The following is a 16735-nucleotide window of genomic DNA, read 5'->3' on the forward strand; positions in this document are numbered from 1 at the left end:
GGTGCCGGTGCCGGGAGGGCTGTGCCGTCCGGCACCGGCGCCGACATCGGTGAGGCCCGCTGTCAGCCGCCATCGCCTCCACTCGTCCCGTTCTTCACATCCGTCGCGCCCGGGAGCAGTGCGAGGGCGTCGAAGGCGTCCGCGACGCGGGAGCGTTCGCCGGTGTCGCCGGCCGCCGCGGCCAGGGGCGAGATGCCGCCGCCGTCGAGGGTGCGCAGCCGGTCGACCGCCTCCGGGAGGTGGTAGGCGCCGCCGCCCAGGACGACCCACTTGCCGACCTCCGGGTGCATGACGAGCGAGGCGTCACGGTTCTCGGCGTCGGACGTGGGCCGGTCCACCCACAGGTCGGTGCGGCCGGTCACCGCGACCGGCACGCCACCGGCCGACCAGGCGACCGTCACCGTCACCGTGTGCCGGCCGGGCCGCTCCAGCGGGAACCCCTCGGTGCTCCAGAACACGCGGTACTCGGCCCCGAGGGACTCGCCGGGCGCCAGCGGGGCCAGCTTCGCCGCCTCGCACCTGATCACGAACGGCCGCACCGGCCGCTCCTGGCCGCTCTCGTCCAGGCAGGACATGCTGGCGAAGAGCGCCTCCAGCCGGAGATCGTTGGGCACCAGCAACTCGTTGTCGGAGTTGTTCGTCAGCCGCCAGGACACGGTGACGGGCGCGCCGAGCGGGGCACGGTCGGTCTCCGACCAGACCTCCAGCTCCAGCTCGCTCGACCGGAAGAGGTTGCGGTCGGCGGCCTGTGGCGAACCGGCCGGGAACCAGGTGGCGAACGGCCAGCCGCCCGGCCGTACCACCGGGTCGGGCATATGGGCGAGGTGGTTGCGCACGGTCGGGTTGAAGCCCAGGTTGATCTGGTCCGGGAACACCCCGGGCGCGCCGGACGCGGGCCCGCCGAGGACGTCGGCCACGCTCGGCGTGGTCGTCATGATCGAGTTGTCGGCGACGGTCTCGCTCTCCTGGTGGATCTGGTTGAAGGCGTGGGTGACCTCATGCGTCGCCGACCTCAGGAAGGCGCGGGGCACGTTGCGCTGCTGCTGGTTCGAGGCCGCCCCGAAGTTCGACGAGTCGGCCGACGGGTATCCGTCGTCGCTGAAGCTCGCCGACCCTTCGCGCGGCACGCCGATCTGGTCGTACATGACTCCGCGCGAGCAGCCCAGCGCGGCGGGGACGACGACGAGGTGGGTGCGCCACTCGGCGTCGAGGTCGGTGCTCGCCCTGCGCACGCTCGCCATGAGCGCGTGCAGATTCGCCGCCGACCAGCAGATGTCGGGGTTGACGCCGGTGGGCACCGGGATGTCGATCTGCGCCTCGGTCCGGTCGATGGTGAGCTGCCAGCCGGCGGTCGCGTACACGGTGTCGAAGAACTCCGTGCCGGTACCCGACGCGGCCGGCACCGGCTGGGGTGCCACGGCACCGCGCAGGGTGTCGATCTCCAGCACGGCCCGGCGCAGGAAGCTCGACACCCTGGTCAGGGTGACCCTCCCGCGCACGACTCCGCCTTCCAGCACGGTGCCCTCGAAGCGCGGCCCGCCGAGGCCCGGCAGTGGGAAGGTGCTCGGCACCTGGGAGACGACGAACCGCAGCGACCGGCTGGGCGTGGCGGGGAACGTGCCCTTGAACTGGCCCGCGGGGGGCTGGGTGTAGTCGAACTCGTCGAGGTCGATGGTGACCTGGCACCGCCGCCCGGGCAGCTCGAAGATCGGCACCGCGAGACGGGTGCCCTTGAGGTACGACTGATACCGGTCCCGGGGGAAGATCGGGATACGAGGCCGCAGCAGGGGCGGCAGCGCGCCCGCGCGGCTGGCCGCGGCGGCGACGGACTCGCCCCTGGCCCCGGACCCGGCCGCCTCGTCCTGGCCGGGCATCGCACCCGCGAGCGCGGCGTCCTCCGGCCCGGCCACCACGGACTGCGGCAGCCGGTACAGGTCGCCGCTGACGATCACGCCGTCCTCTCCGGCGGCCGGTGCCCCGCGGTCGACGCGCAGGGTGCCGACGGTGCTCGGCAGGGACGGCTGGTTCGGCCTGATCGTCACCTGGTAGCACCCGTTGCGGAAGTCGATCCGGCACGGCCGCAGTCGCGGGAGCGGGACGGGGACGGGCAGGCCGCTCTGTGCGCCGGCCGCGCCCTGATCGTCGCCCTGGGCTCCGGCCGACGCGTCCTCGACGAGGATCGGGGCCGCGACCGGGATCCCGGACGGGGTGACGTTCGCGTTGTTCGGCAGGACTCGTGGTTCGGAGTCGTACGTTCGTGCTGGGTCGTTGCTCATGTTCGCCCTCCCGGGGCCGAAGCATGGGGTGGCAGAAGGCGCCCCCCGGCCGACCGATTCCGCCCCTGAGCCCCGGGCGTGGGCTGCATGTGACAGTTTCGTTACCGGCTCAACCTCCTGCGGAAGCCGGGATGCCGCAATAGTCCGGTTGGGTCATGGGCGGTGACGGTCGGGCCATGGGGGTCGTGGATCCGAGCCCGCATCAGGGGGTGCCGGTGTGCGATGTCGGCACCGCTGGGTACTTCCCGAGCCGGGCCTCGGCCGTCGGTACCCGTTCCAGGACGCCGCCCGCGAACGTGTCGTACAACGGCAGCGTTTCGAGGTGGACATAGCCGATGTGGCAGTCGCAGACGGCGAGCGGGCACGGGCGGGGCGCGAGGGCCGCGCGGTACGAGCCGTCGTAGAGGTTGCCCAGCTCGGCCCGGACGAAGTGACAGCGCCGCACTGTCCCGTCGCCGTCGACGGACACGACCGTCGAGCCCGTACGGCACGGCAGGCCCGCAGAGCGGTGCGGTTCACGGCTGAACGGGAACAGCGGGTCCAACTCGGTCCAGAGCGCGGCCTGTTCGTCCGTGTACGAGTGGCCCTCCGCCGCGTTCACCCACAGATACACCTGCTCCGGCAGCTCGGCGCGCAACCGCCGCGCGTGCTCCAGGTGCTCGGGCAGCCCGACGATCCCCACACTGAACCGGACCCCCATGCCGACCAGCCGCCGCGTCTTGTCGAGGAACCGCTCGTACGGTGTCTGCCCCGGGTGGTACGTGCACCACAGGGCCACCGTGTCCAGGTCCGCCTCGGCCAGCCACTCCGTACGGCAGCTGAGGTTCGTCTGGATCGCCACGCGGTCGATGTGCGGCTCCCGCGACAGCTCCACCATGGCCCGCCGGTACCAGGACCGCACCAGTCCCTCGCCCCACGGGGTGAACAGCACCGACAGCCGGTCGTCCGTCTGCGCCCGCGCCCAGCCGGCGAAACGGTCGAGGGCGGCACGGTCGGCCCGCAACTGCGCCGTCGAGTCACGCCTCTTGGCGAACGGGCAGTACGGGCAGTCGTAGTCGCAGGAGGCGAGCGGGCCCCGGTACAGGATCGTCAGGTCCACGGCGGCCGTCACCGCAGCTCGTAGTCGGCCATCGCGGCCCGCACGCCCGGGGAGAAGAACTCGGGACCGATCGCGTCCGAGTGCGCCAGCCCCTCGGGAGTGAGCCGCAGAAGCTCGGTCCCGGTGTCCGCCAGCCAGCCACGGGAGGCCAGCGTCTCCAGCTCCGCCGGGAAGTCCTCGTACGGCTCCGCCCCGAACCGGCGCCGGTAGTCGGCCACCGGCAGTCCCTCCGCCTGGAGCAGCGACTGCAGCAGATGGCGGCGCCGCGCCTCGCCCTCGTCGACCGCGCGGCCGACGGACGCGCGGCTGAAGTCCTCGGTGGCCGCGTAGTCGTCGATGATCGCGCGGATCTCCCGCATGTCGACCGCGTAGTCGAAGGAGTAGTGCACTTTCGACGTGTACGAGCGGGCGCCGCAGCCCAGGCCGATCATGCCGTCGGTCTGGCAGGTGTAGTCGTCCGGGCCCTGCGGTGGCGCGTCCGCGCGGCGGAACATCCGCATCGACACCTGCTCGTAGCCATGGGCGAGGAGGTGGTCGCGGCCCTCGCGGTAGCGCCGCAGCCGTGCCTCGTCCCAGTCACGGTCCGCGACCTCCGGGTCGAGGTGCCGGCCGAGGCCCGTCAACGGCCGTACATACAGGGGGTAGAGATAGATCTCCTCCGGCCGCCAGGCGAGGGCCGCGTCGAGGGAGAGCCGCCAACTGGCCGCCGTCTGCCCGTCGATGCCGTAGATCAGGTCGATGTTGAGGACCGGGATGCCGGTGTCGCGGACGCGGGAGAGGGCCGTCTCGACGTCGGCGCGGCGCTGCGGTCGTACTGCCGCGCGTGCCTCCGCTTCGACGAAGCTCTGCACTCCGAGGCTGAGCCGCGTGGTGCCCCGCTCGGCCAGTACCGCGAGCCGGTCGGCCGTCGCGGTGGCGGGGGAGGCCTCGACCGACAGCGGGATCGCCCGGAGGTCCGCGCCCATGTGCCGCTCGGCGATGTCGCACAGCCGTTCCAGCTCGGCGGCCTCCAGATAGGTCGGCGTACCCCCGCCGAACGCGGCGTTCGCGAACCGCACCGGCGCCGTGTCACCCAGCGCCTCGCGCACCGCGATCGCCTGCCGTTCCAGCGCGTCGAGGTAACGGCCGGTCAGCCCGTCCGGAGCACCGATCCGGGTGAACAGGTTACAGAACCCGCAGCGCACCTCGCAGAACGGTATGTGCGCGTAGAGGGACAGGGCCGCTCGGGACTCGCCGGCCCACAGGTCCGCGAGCCGTGGACTGCCGGGCAGCTTTCGGTACGCCGTCTTGTGCGGGTAGGCGTACACGTAGTGCTGATAGGGGCGAACCGGTGTCTCGGTCACGGTCATGCGGACGGCTCCAGGAAGAAGTGGCTGTAGGGGACGGTCCACACGGCCTCGTGGCCGAGCCGGTGCCCGGTGTATCCGTCGTCCCCGTACGTGGTCCCGTGGTCGGAGCAGACGACGGCGAAGCAGCGGCGGCGTGAGCTCATCGCGGTGAAGAGCCGCCCGATGTGCCGGTCGATGTACTCCAGGGCCGCCGCGTGGGTGACCAGGCTGTCGCCTGCCTCGCGGGTGGCGCCGGGCAGGTGGAACCAGTTGGGCTGGTGCAGGGCCGAGGCGTTGAGGAAGAGGAACAGCCGCTGTTCGGCGGGCAGTTCGGCCACGATCCGTTCGGCGAGGGCCACCTGGGACTCGAAGGAGGTCGGGGAGGCGACCGAGAACTCCGGCTCCCAGTGGCTCTCCTGGAACAGGCCCGGCAGGACGCTGCCCAGTGCGCCCTGCTTGTTGAAGAAGCCGACACCGCCGACGCACACCGTGCGGTAACCGCGCTCGGCGAGCGCCGACACCAGGTCGGGCCGGTCGAAGACGAATGTGCGCCCCGCTGTCGTCTCGCTGCCGGCGAACCGGCTCGCGAAGAGGCGCGGGTGCGGTCCGGGGGCCGCCGGGGTCGGCAGGAAGCCCGCGAACATGGCCTGGTGCGAGGCGTAGGTGAAGCTGCCGGGCGCGTGCCGCTTCTCCCAGGTGCCGCCCGGCAGATGTGCGGCCAGGTTCGGCAGCCGGCCGGCCGCCGCGAGCTCCACGGCCACGTCGTACCGGAGTGTGTCGAGCGTGAGCAGCAGCAGGTCGTCGCGGCCCACCACCTCGTTCATGTCGGGCTCCGGGGCCGCGGCCCCGGGGTTCGGTTCGGCTACGTGCAGGTCAGATACGTGCATGGTCGTTCCTCGGCCGGGGGTGGTGCGAGGCCGCCGGGAGCGCGAAGCCCCGGGCCGCCGCGAGCTGCGCCGCGTAGGTGTCCAGGCCCTCCGCCGGGCTTCCCGGCAGCCCGGTCAACCGGGGCAGCAGGTCCCCGAAGGCGTTGACCTCGCCGACGGCGAACCGGCGCCAGCCGATCGACGGGAGCAGATCGACGCCGACGGACAGCGTGCGGGGGAAACAGGCCGCGGCCTGCTCGCAGATGTCCAGCGCCCGCGCCCACCGGTCGCCCGCCGCGTCGACCACCGACGCCAGGTCGCCCCGCGCCCCGCCCAGATGGAGGTTGGTGAGAGGGAACCGGCTGGTGCGTACCACGGCGTGCGTGGCGCGGCCCGCCACGACCAGGACCCGCAGGTCCGCCGATCTGCCCTGGGCGGAGGCCTTTGGCAGCCAGCGCTCGATGTGCAGCCCGTCGGGCGCCAGCGCGTCGACGACGGCGGCGATCTCCCGCTCGTCGGTGTAGCGCCGCACCCGCAGGGAGTTGTGGAGACGGCCGTCCGGCGCCACCTCCACCGAGGTCGTGGCCCTGATCCGTCCCGACGTCGCCGTCTCGACGGCCAGCACCCCGGACGCCGACGAACCATGGGCGAGCTTGACGAAGACACGCGGCATGCCGTGCTCCCGCATGGCCGCCCGTACGTCGTCCCAGCCGCGCACCGGCAGCACACCGCCCGAGGTGGGCGACGGCGGCACCGGAACGCCCGCCGCGTCGAGCCGGGCATGGCACTGCCGTTTGTCGAACAGCACGGCGAGCTCCGCGGGATCGTCCAGCCGGACCCCGCCCCGCAACGACCCGACGGCGTCCAGGAACCTGCCGTACCAGGTGGCCGAACCCTCCACCCGTGTCGGTTCGTCGACCCCGCGCAGCAGCCGGTCCACTTCGGCATTCTCGCCCGGCGAGTCCAGCCGGACGATCTCGTCGTCGGCGAAGTCGTGACCGCCGTCGCGCAGGACGTCCCGCCACTCGACGATCCGGGGCGTGCCCGCACCGGCGGCCTCGGCGGCCGCGACGAACAACCGCACCCGCCGGTTCTCCCCGTTGCCGACGACCACCCACGGCGCACCCGCGCCCCCGGGACCGAACATACCGACCTCCCCCCTCAAGCCGTCCCCCATGCCGCCCCCCTCGGTCCGTCGCGCCTACTCGCCCACCGCGACGAAACGCCACACCGTGCCGTCGTCCTCCTCGTCCGACTCCGCGTCGTCCGGGTCCACGTCGACCTGGACGCCCTCCGCCTCCAGGGAGTCCCGCAGCCGGTCACGTATCGCCGCGCTCAGGTAGTTGTGGTGCAGGTCCAGGGTGATGAGGTGGGTGAGGGGCTGGCCCGTGAGCAGCGCGGTCGCGCCGTCGTCGGTGAGCACGCCCATCGACACGTCGAGGACGGCGAGACGGGCCACCACCGGCGCGGCGGCCAGCGCCGTACAGATGTCGTCCTGCATCTCGCTGTTGCGCAACGCCAGATGCCTCAGCGCCGGGAGACGTGTGCCCGCCAGGATCGGCGCCAGGTCGGCCACCTCGGAGTCGCCGCCGTACTCGGAGGTGCCCAGCCACAGATCCAGCTTGACGAGGGCCGGCAGCTCACTCGCCGCGACACCCCGCACCGCCTCTACCGGCATGCCGCCGGTCTCGACCGTCAGCGTCCGCAGCCGCTCGTGGCGCACGGCGGGGAAGACCAGCCCCTGGCCGCCGCGGACCCCGAACTCCTCCAGCTCGCCGAAGGCGTTGAGCAGTGGGGACACATCGCCCTGGTTGATCCAGGAGATCTCGCACTCCTCCATCACGATGTCCCCGAGGAACAGCGCGCGCAGGGCGGGCAGCCGGTCCTTCGCGGCCACCAGAGCCTCGATGATCTTCTCCGGACCGTTGTCGTACGCGTCGCTCCAGGCGCCCACCACCAGGGCCCGCACCTTCGTGGTGTCGACCGAGGCGAGGAACCGCCCGAACGCGTCCTCCCACTCCTCGTCGCTCTCGTACGACTCCACGGCGACCCGCCACGCCACCGACTCGGGGTTCGGCAGTCCGGCCGCGTCCTCGGGCCCCTTCACCGAGTCCGGGAAGGTGAAGGCCGGCAGGTCGTGGAACTCCCGCAGGTGGTCTCCGATGGTCATGTGCGCCCGCCTCTTCGCCTTGCTGCCGGCCGATGGATCCGACCCGGTGGCCGGAACCGCTCGCTGAACACCCGGTGCGCGGACAGCGCCGCCGGGTAGGGGAGTTCTACCAAGCCCCACTGACAACGCGTACGGCGGACCCTTGTTCGGTCTGGTCGCGGCCTTGCCGAGGGCGGTTGTCAGTGGGTGCCTCTACGGTCTTCTCCATGGCACACCCGAGTGCCCCGAACGGGAGGAAGACCCATGTACCGGCAGGGAGATGTCCTGATCGTGCCGCTCGCGGAGCACGCGGTGCCCGAGAGCGCGCATGACGCCGTGTCGGAGCCGCGTGACGGGCGCGGCAGGTTCGTCCTCGCCCTCGGCGAGGTCACCGGCCACGCCCACGCCGTGGTGGGCCCGGGCCGGCTGATCCGCGAGGCGGGCGTCTTCGGCCCGATGCTGTTGCACGTGCCGGAGGGCGCCCGGGTCGTCCACGAGGAGCACGCGGCGATATCCCTGCCCAAGGGCTGGTACCGAGTCGTACGACAGCGTGAGTACGTGCCGGGGTCGGTGCGGATCGTCGCCGACTGAGGCGCGGGGCGGGACGAGCGGGAAGAACGACGAGGAGTGAGGGGCGAGGCCGTGACGGAAGAGACGAACTGGCGGGCGGTGGCGGCGGCCACGGGAACGGGGGAGCGTGCCGGGGCGGAGGCGGGTGTCCGCCTCGCCTACCGCAGGGCGGGGCTCGACGAGCCGGAGATGATCGTGTGGGCGCGCTCCCCGCTGGAGGCGGTGCGGCTGCTCTCCGGTGACGTGCCGGAAGGCGTGACGACGCCCCTGCCGACCGGGGCGAGCGTGCGCGACGCCCTGCGCAACAGACCTCTCGCCGCCGCCCGCGAGCGACTTCACAGCGGCCTCGGCCCGGCGGGCTGGAGCGGCCATTGGCGCGCGACGGGCGAGAACCTGTGGGAGACCACCCGCCCGCTCGTCGACCGCGTCCGCACCGGCGTCGTCGAGGCGCTGGCCCCGAGCGACCGCGAGGAGGAGACCCGCATCAGACTCCTCCTCCTGGATGCCGTCCTCGGCCAGCACGACGCCGCCTGGCTGTACGCCCTCGACACCGACACCGACGCGGACGCCGATACGGCGAGCGACGCCGGCTCCGGGCTCGACGCACTGGCCGAGGTGGCCCGTACGGCGGGCTGGTGGTGGCCGTACGAGAACGTCGCGGTCCTCACCGAACGGCCCACGGAGCTGCACCGCGACGAGGCGGGCCGTCTGGACCGCGGCGACGGCCCCGCGCTCGCCTACGCCGACGGCTTCGCCCTGCACGCCTGGCGCGGACTGCCCGTACCCGCCGAGTTCCTCGACCGGCTGGGCGCGCTCACACCCGAGCAGATCCGGCAGGAGGAGAACGCGGAGCTGCGCCGCGTGATGCTGGAGTTCTACGGCTACGAGCGCTATCTGGAGGAGTCCGGGGCGAAGCCGGTGGACCGCGACGAGACGGGCGTCCTCTGGCGCATAGAACTGTCCGGCGACGAGGACGTGGTGATGGTCGAGGTCGTCAACTCCACGCCCGAGCCCGACGGCACGAGCCGCACCTACTGGCTGCGCGTGCCGCCCACGACGCGTACGGCCAGGGAGGGAGTGGCCTGGACGTTCGGCCTGGACGCCGAGGTGTACGAGCCGCTGAAGCAGACGTGAGCGCCACCGTCGCCGTCGGTCACTCGAACCGTGACGTGTCGCCCGCGCCCTTGCGGATGATCTCGGCCTCGCCGCTGGAGAAGTCGATGACGGTCGTCGGCTCCGTGCCGCAGTCACCGGAGTCCACCACCGCGTCGACCAGGTAGTCCAGGCGCTCCTTGATCTCCCAGCCCTGCGTCATCGGCTCCTCCTCGTCGGGCAGCAGCAGAGTGCTGGAGACGAGGGGCTCGCCGAGCTCCGCGAGCAGGGCCTGGACCACGCGGTGGTCGGGGATGCGCACCCCGACGGTCTTCTTCTTGGGGTGGAGGAGCTTGCGGGGCACCTCCCTGGTCGCGGGGAGGATGAAGGTGTAACTGCCGGGCGTCGACGCCTTCACGGCGCGGAACACGTCGTTGTCGACGTGTACGAACTGGCCCAGCTGCGCGAAGTTCTCGCACACCAGGGTGAAGTGGTGACGGTCGTCGAGCTGCCGGATCGCCCGGATGCGCTCGATGCCGTCACGACTGCCCAGCTGGCACCCCAGCGCGAAGCAGGAGTCCGTCGGATACGCGATGAGCCCACCCTGACGGACGCTGTCGGCCACCTGACCGATGGCGCGCGGCTGGGGGTTGTCGGGGTGCACGTCGAAATACTTGGCCATCTGCCGAGCTTATGCCCACGAGAGCCCCGCACCCGTTGATGGGGCCGCAGGCCCCGAAAAGGGGCGCGGGGAACTGCGCGACCAGCCACGAACGACTCGCGGTTCGACGACGGCCCGCAGTCCCCCAGCACTTCAGCGAAGCGTCACGCGCCGCTGGCCCGCAGCATGTCCTCACGCTCGACGATCTTCACGCGCGCCCGGCCCTGGGGCTCGCCCAGCGCCTTCTCGGCGGCGTCGAGCTTGTACCAGCCGTCCCACGTCGTGAAGCGCACGTCGCGCTCGGCGAAGAAGGCGTCGACGGCCTCCGGCTCCGGCGAGGCGGGCTCGTGCAGACGACCGTTCGCGAAGTCGTCCAGCAGGTTGGAGACGGTCTCGTTGGCGTCGCCCTTGGTGTGCCCGATGAGGCCCACCGGACCGCGCCGGATCCAGCCGGTGACGTACGTGGACTGCAGGTGCGCCCCGGTCTCCTCGACGACCCGGCCGCCCGCGTCCGGCACGGTGCCCGACTCGACGTCCCAGGGGAGCTTGGGCAGCTTGTCGGAGAGGTAGCCGACCGCGCGGTAGACCGCGGTGACGTCCCAGTCCTTGAACTCGCCGGTGCCCTTGACGTTGCCGGTGCCGTCGAGGGCGGTGCGCTCGGTGCGCAGGCCGACGACCTTGCCGTCCTCGCCGAGGATCTCGGTGGGCGACTCGAAGAAGTGCAGGAACAGCTTGTGCGGGCGGTCGCCGACGTCGCGGATCGCCCAGTTCTCCAGGGTCTTGGCGACCATGTCGGCCTGCTTGTTGCCGCGCCGGGTCGCGATCGAACCCTCGTCGTAGTCGATGTCCTCGGGGTCGACGATGACCTCGATGTTGGGGGAGTGGTCCAGCTCCCGCAGCTCCATCGGGGAGAACTTCGCCTGCGCCGGGCCCCGGCGGCCGAAGACGTGGACCTCCAGCGCCTTGTTGGCCTTCAGACCCTCGTAGACGTTCGCCGGGATCTCGGTCGGCAGCAGCTCGTCCGCCGTCTTGGCGAGGACACGCGCCACGTCGAGCGCCACGTTGCCGACGCCGAGGACAGCGACCTTCTCGGCCTCCAGCGGCCAGGTGCGCGGGACGTCCGGGTGGCCGTCGTACCAGGAGACGAAGTCGGCGGCGCCGTAGGAGCCGTCCAGGTCGATGCCGGGGATGTCGAGCGCGCGGTCGGCCGTCGCACCCGTGGAGAAGATCACGGCGTCGTAGAACGCGCGCAGATCGTCCAGGTTGATGTCGGTCGGGTAGTCGACGTTGCCGAAGAGACGGATCTGCGGCTTGTCGAGCACCTGGTGCAGGGCGGTGATGATGCCCTTGATGCGGGGGTGGTCGGGGGCCACGCCGTAACGGATCAGTCCGAACGGGGCGGGCATCCGCTCGTAGAGGTCGATGGACACACCGGGTTCGGTGGCGACGTCGGACTTCAGCAGCGCGTCGGCGGCGTAGATCCCGGCGGGTCCGGCTCCGACAATGGCTACCCGCAGAGGGCGGGGCATGTTCAGGTTCCCTTCGAGCGGAGAAAAGCGACTCGTCGGCAACCCTAAACTAAGGCAACCCTTACCAGGTACGGGGGTCGGGCCTATGACCTCATAAAGCGATCTTATGGCATGCGAGCACCCGATCCGGACGGCAGGGTAGCGCCTCGCGGCCAGTGGACATGACCCCGGTCGGCACGGGCCGGCGGGCATGGACGCCGACGCGATGGGTTTGCCCGCGCCGTGAACGGCAACGCGGTTCCCATGAACCGAACGCACAAGGACCCCAACGACAAGCCCGACCCCGACAAGTCCGACGCGGCCTCGACCACCGCGGCCGAGGCCCGTCGCGCCACCGGCAAGGCGACGGCGCCGGCCACCAGGTCCGCGAAGGCGGTCGCGTCGAAGACGGATGACGCGGCGTCGGCTGCCGCGGCCGGTGCCGCGCACGCGGCCGACACCACGGGCGGCGCCGTGCGCAGCGCGGTGAAGAGTGTCGAGGCGAGCCGCCAGGCGGTCGTCCAGGCCTCCGGCCATGTCGCGGCCACGGCCAGGACCGCCATCACCGTGCTCGCCCACCGCAAGCTCGTCGCCGCCGGCGTGGGCGCGGGCCTGACCGCGCTGTCGGCCGCCTCCTATGTGGCCGGCCGCCGTGCCGAACGCCATGTGCACGGCCCGCTCACCCGCCTCACCGGCGGACGCATCTGACCCGCCCACCGCCCACCGGCCGGGCAGGGGCAGAGCGACGCTCGGGAAGCGGCACGCGCGGCCGCTTCCCGAGCGCGTTATACGAGCGCGTTGCACGAGAACGATGAACGAGCGCTGTGCACCGGTGCGTCAAACCGGTGCGACAAACCCGCCCGGTCCTACCAGCGGCTTTACCAGCGGCCTTCCACCTGCTCCTTGATCCGGCGCTCATAGATGTCCCTGATCGCCGCGAGCGTCTCCTCGGAGAGCGGCGGCAGCGCGGCGGTGGCCGTGTTGGCGCGGGCCTGCTCGGGGGAGCGGGCGCCGGGGATCACGGTCGTCACGCCGGGCTGCTGGACGACCCAGCGCAGCGCCAGCTGAGCCGGGGTGTACCCCTCGGGGGCGAGCGCCGCGAACTCGGCGGCGGCCTCGACCCCCGTCTCGTAGTCGACGCCGGAGAAGGTCTCGCCCTGGTCGAAGGACTCGCCGTGCCGGTTGTAGGTGCGGTGGTCGTTGGCGGGGAAGACCGTGTCCTTCGTGTACTTGCCGGACAGCAGCCCGGAGGCCAGCGGCACCCGGGCGATGATCGCGACGCCCGCCTGCTCGGCCGCCGGGAGGACCTCCAGCAGCGGCTTCATGCGGAACGCGTTGAGAATGATCTGCACGCTCGCCACGTTCGGCCGGGCGATCGCCGTCAGCGCCTCGGCGCAGGTCTCCACACTGACGCCGTACGAGGCGATGCGCTCCTCGTCGACGAGGGTGTCCAGGGCGTCGAACACCTCGTCCGACGAGTAGACGGGGGTGGGCGGGCAGTGCAACTGCACCAGGTCGAGGCGGTCGACGCCGAGGTTGCGGCGGGAGCGGTCGTTCCAGGCCCGGAAGTTGTCGAGGACGTAGTTCGCGGGGATCTGCTCGACGCGGCGGCCCATCTTCGTCGCCACGAACACGTTCAGGTCCGGCCTGTCGCGCAGGAACGCGGCGATGGTCTGCTCGCTGCGCCCGTCCCCGTACACGTCGGCCGTGTCGAAGAAGGTCACCCCCGACTCGACCGCCGCGTCCAGCACCGCGAGGGCTTCCTTGTCGTCGACGTCTCCCCAGTCGGCGCCCAGCTGCCATGTACCGAGGCCGACGACGGACGCCTGTCGGCCCGACCTACCGAATGCACGTTCTTCCATGCGGGTCAGTCTGTCACCCGCCCACTGTCACCTGCGCGTGCGCCGGTCCGAGCCGTGCCGCCCGGTCCGAGCCGTGCCGCCCGGTCCATGGCGCCCGGTCAGTGCGGGAACGCGCGCGGTGGGCGCTGCCGGGGCAGTTCGTCCCGGAACTCGGCGATGATCGAGCTGATCTGCCGGGTCAGCTCGGTCTTCTCCAACCGGTCGAGGTAGAGGTTGCGGCGGGCGAGGCCGACCGCGTCCACGCAGAAGTACAGGGCCATCAGCGGGTTGATGAACAGTTCGCCGCCCCGGGTCCGCTCGGTGAACCTCACGTCGCCGAAGTCGCCGCGCACGGCCGCGGCGACGGAGCCGTTGACGATGCTCGGATGGTCCGGTGTGCACCGCTGGGCGTGGGCCACCGCGTCCAGATAGAGGGCGCCCTCGCGGCTGTCGCGGGGCAGGGAGAACGCGCCGAGGTAGGCGCCGTCGCGCTCCAGCGCCGCCAGGTTCTCCAGGACCAGCGAGTGGTTGACGCCGTGGTAGGCGTCCACGCCGAAGCCGAGGCAGGCCACCAGCCGGTGCGGCACCTCGTCGAGCCCCGCGACCGCGCCAAGGCTCGCCATGTCCTCCTCCGGGGTGCCGAGTCCGTGCTCGTCCCCGCGCATCAGGATGTCGGTGCCGCCGTCGACCAGCACGATGGCGTCCACCCCGCCCAGATGGTCCAGGAGTGCCCGATAGGCGGTCCGCAGCGGTGCCACGCCCGTGCGGGAGAGCGCGTACACCGTGGCGGGCAGCCGGTGCAGGGCGAGCCACTGGGCGAGGGCGCGCTCGGGGAAGTAGTCGCCGCGGAAGGTGGTCTCCGGGCCGATGGCGGCCACGTCCCGTTCCACCCAGACGCCCGTGTCGAGGCCGTACAGGTCGGCGAAGGACAGATTGGCCAGGTGGACCTCCTTGCCCGCCTCGCGCAGGGCGAGGGCGAGCGGAAGCCCGGCGTAGATGTCGAAACCGCCGCCGGCACCGGCGACGAGGACGCGCCGCGCATCCTGGAGCCGGGTGAACAGGGCGGGCTGTCGGAGGGAGAACACCGGGGGACGCTACCAAGATGGGTGGGGTGGAACTCGCCATCCAGCAAAAGGAGTTCGCCAATCCGGCGGCGATACTCCCGGTAAGTTCCTTTTAGGGTTCAAGGGGTTGGGCGCGCTGGGGGATATGGTCGGGCCGCGCAGTGCGACGGCCTCCCGGTTACTCCTGGGTTACATCTTGTTGGCCCGTCATTGGTTCGCCCGTCGGGCGCCCGAAGATGTTGATACGGTCGCCGCTACCCGTCAGTAGCAAGTTGAAACGAGGCCCTCGAACTCCAGTTCATCTACCGCTAGTTCAGACAGGTGAGACTCGTCACATGGCTCCTACCCTGGTCGAATTGCTGACCGCCCACGCCTCGAACCACCCCGATCGCATCGCCTACCGCTACCTCGTCACGGGCGACAGCGACGGAGAGGTCCAGGAGATCTCGTACGGGCGGCTGGCCGACCGCTCCCGGGCCGTCGCGGCCTGGCTGCAGGACCGCGGCCTGGCCGGATCGCGCGCCATGCTGCTCCACCCGCCCGGCCTCGAATTCATCAGCAGCTACCTCGGCTGCCTCGCCGCGGGCGTCGTCGCCGTACCCGGAGTGCCCCCGCAGGGCCGCTCGCGCAACCACCGCGCCCTGACCCGGATGAAGCGTCTGATGGCCGACGCCGACACCAAGGTGATCCTCGGCGGACGCGAGGTCCTCACCGCCCTCGGCACCATGGCGGAGAACCTGCCCGAACTGGCCGACATCACCTGCGTGGCCACCGAGGACATCCCCGACGAGCTGGCGGCCTCCTGGCGCGAACCGGACCTCACCGCCGACTCGGTCGCCTTCCTCCAGTACACCTCCGGCTCCACCTCCGCCCCGCGCGGTGTCGTCGTCACCCACGGCAACCTGCTGGACAACGGGCGGGTCATCGCGGAGCGGATGGGCCACACCCCGGACGTGATCGAGGAGTACGGCCACGAGGTGTTCGTCAGCTGGCTGCCCGTCTACCACGACATGGGTCTCATCGGCCCCGTCCTGAACGCCTTCCAGCTCGGTGTGACCAGCACCCTCTTCTCCCCGCTGCACTTCCTCCAGCAGCCCGGCCGCTGGCTGGAGGCCGTCAGCCGCTACCGCCCGCACACCAGCGGCGGCCCCAACTTCGCCTACGAGCTGTGCCTGAAGCACGCCACCCCCGAACTCCTCGACGGCCTCGACCTGAGCAGCTGGAAGGTCGCCTTCAACGGCGCCGAACCGGTACGGGCCGCCACCCTGCGCCGCTTCGCCGAGACCTTCGCCCCGGCCGGTTTCCGCCGGGAGGCGCTCTACCCCTGCTACGGCCTGGCCGAGGCCACCCTGATGGTCACCGGCAGCACCAAGGACACCCCGCCCGTCCTGATCGACACCGCCGAGACGGGTCCGCTCGCGGGCGCCGCCGACGCCGCGGCGGTCGGCTCCGGACGGCCGGGACCCGGGGTGACCGTGGTCATCGCCGATCCCGAGGCAGGGGAGGAGCTCCCCGACGGCGAGGTCGGCGAGATCTGGGTCGCCGGCGCGAGCGTCGCCAAGGGCTACTGGCGCAACACCCTCGCCACCCGCGAAACCTTCCGCGCCACCCTCACCGGCCGCGAGGGCCGCTTCCTGCGCACCGGTGACCTCGGATTCCTGCGCGACGGCGAACTGTTCGTCACCGGCCGCCTCAAGGACCTGATGGTCGTCGACGGCCGCAACCACTACCCGCAGGACCTCGAACTCGCCGCCGAGCTGGCCCACCCCGCCCTGCGCCCCGGCTGCACAGCCGCGTTCTCCGTGGACACCGCGGCCGACGGTGTGGTGGACGGCGTCGTCGGCGGCGAGCAGCCCGTCCTCGTCGCCGAGGTCGCCCCGGACGCCGCCGGCGAGGCCGAGAAGATCGTCGACGTGATCCGCGGCGCGATCGGCGAGGCCCACGGCCTGGCCGTACGCGACGTCGTGCTGGTCCACCCCGGCACCATCCCGAAGACGTCCAGCGGCAAGATCCAGCGCCACGCCACCCGCGCCGCCTACCTCGCGGGCGGCCTGTCGGTGGTCCACATCCCCGCCACCGGCTGATCTCACCGGCCGCCGACGCGCCCCCCACCGCGTCGGCGGCGCCCCGAGAGGCCGTACCGGCCCATCCACACGTCACGGCGTACGGCAGCCGTCCCCGCCACGGCCGTACACCCCGTCCGGTCCACCGGCCGTGAGCGGTCGTACGACAGCCGGAAACCGGAAATCCGCTCCTGAGCCCCAGTTCACGAGGACACCTG

14 protein-coding genes are annotated in these 16735 nt (G+C 71.8%); 4 read left to right on the plus strand and 10 right to left on the minus strand.

Annotated elements, in window-relative coordinates; all coding sequences use genetic code 11:
* Positions 1-62: 62 nt before the first annotated feature.
* The 6 genes from SGFS_RS50360 to SGFS_RS50385 form a co-directional block, all read right to left on the minus strand.
* Positions 63-2276, minus strand: a complete 2214-nt coding sequence (locus tag SGFS_RS50360) for a hypothetical protein (protein ID WP_286259552.1) — start codon at positions 2274-2276, stop codon at positions 63-65.
* A gap of 202 nt (positions 2277-2478) precedes the next feature.
* Positions 2479-3375 (minus strand): STM4011 family radical SAM protein, encoded by an 897-nt coding sequence (locus SGFS_RS50365; RefSeq protein ID WP_286260429.1) that lies wholly within the window; start codon positions 3373-3375, stop codon positions 2479-2481.
* Positions 3376-3383: 8 nt separating this feature from the next.
* Entirely contained in the window at positions 3384-4724 is a 1341-nt protein-coding gene (locus tag SGFS_RS50370) for an STM4012 family radical SAM protein (protein WP_286259553.1), read from the minus strand.
* Positions 4721-5527, minus strand: a complete 807-nt coding sequence (locus SGFS_RS50375; protein WP_286260430.1) for an STM4013/SEN3800 family hydrolase — start codon at positions 5525-5527, stop codon at positions 4721-4723. The genes SGFS_RS50370 and SGFS_RS50375 overlap by 4 nt, the downstream gene beginning before the upstream one ends.
* 49 nt (positions 5528-5576) lie before the next feature.
* Positions 5577-6716 (minus strand): STM4014 family protein, encoded by a 1140-nt coding sequence (locus SGFS_RS50380; RefSeq protein WP_286259554.1) that lies wholly within the window; start codon positions 6714-6716, stop codon positions 5577-5579.
* 54 nt (positions 6717-6770) lie between these two features.
* Positions 6771-7739 (minus strand): STM4015 family protein, encoded by a 969-nt coding sequence (locus SGFS_RS50385; protein ID WP_286259555.1) that lies wholly within the window; start codon positions 7737-7739, stop codon positions 6771-6773.
* A 243-nt stretch (positions 7740-7982) separates the two neighbouring features.
* Here SGFS_RS50385 and SGFS_RS50390 point away from each other — a divergent pair, with 243 nt between their 5' ends.
* Positions 7983-8309 (plus strand): hypothetical protein, encoded by a 327-nt coding sequence (locus SGFS_RS50390; protein ID WP_286259556.1) that lies wholly within the window; start codon positions 7983-7985, stop codon positions 8307-8309.
* A 51-nt stretch (positions 8310-8360) separates the two neighbouring features.
* Positions 8361-9422: a DUF6745 domain-containing protein gene (locus tag SGFS_RS50395; protein WP_286259557.1), complete on the plus strand. Its 1062-nt coding sequence runs from the start codon at positions 8361-8363 to the stop codon at positions 9420-9422.
* 19 nt (positions 9423-9441) lie between these two features.
* Here the strand turns inward: SGFS_RS50395 and SGFS_RS50400 are convergent, their stop codons facing one another.
* Positions 9442-10062, minus strand: a complete 621-nt coding sequence (locus SGFS_RS50400; RefSeq protein ID WP_286259558.1) for an L-threonylcarbamoyladenylate synthase — start codon at positions 10060-10062, stop codon at positions 9442-9444.
* Between the two features lie 143 nt (positions 10063-10205).
* Positions 10206-11570 (minus strand): FAD-dependent oxidoreductase, encoded by a 1365-nt coding sequence (locus tag SGFS_RS50405; protein ID WP_286259559.1) that lies wholly within the window; start codon positions 11568-11570, stop codon positions 10206-10208.
* Between the two features lie 243 nt (positions 11571-11813).
* Here SGFS_RS50405 and SGFS_RS50410 point away from each other — a divergent pair, with 243 nt between their 5' ends.
* Entirely contained in the window at positions 11814-12257 is a 444-nt protein-coding gene (locus SGFS_RS50410) for a hypothetical protein (protein WP_286259562.1), read from the plus strand.
* A gap of 170 nt (positions 12258-12427) precedes the next feature.
* Here SGFS_RS50410 and SGFS_RS50415 read toward each other — a convergent pair whose 3' ends face one another.
* Both SGFS_RS50415 and SGFS_RS50420 read right to left on the minus strand, forming a co-directional pair.
* Positions 12428-13411: an aldo/keto reductase gene (locus SGFS_RS50415; RefSeq protein ID WP_286259564.1), complete on the minus strand. Its 984-nt coding sequence runs from the start codon at positions 13409-13411 to the stop codon at positions 12428-12430.
* Positions 13412-13509: 98 nt separating this feature from the next.
* Positions 13510-14475 (minus strand): DUF1152 domain-containing protein, encoded by a 966-nt coding sequence (locus SGFS_RS50420; RefSeq protein WP_286259566.1) that lies wholly within the window; start codon positions 14473-14475, stop codon positions 13510-13512.
* Positions 14476-14789: 314 nt separating this feature from the next.
* Here SGFS_RS50420 and SGFS_RS50425 point away from each other — a divergent pair, with 314 nt between their 5' ends.
* Entirely contained in the window at positions 14790-16538 is a 1749-nt protein-coding gene (locus tag SGFS_RS50425) for a fatty acyl-AMP ligase (protein WP_286259567.1), read from the plus strand.
* The last annotated feature ends 197 nt before the right edge of the window (positions 16539-16735 follow it).

It is taken from the genome of Streptomyces graminofaciens (genome assembly GCF_030294945.1).
GTDB classification, from domain to species: Bacteria; Actinomycetota; Actinomycetes; order Streptomycetales; family Streptomycetaceae; genus Streptomyces; species Streptomyces graminofaciens.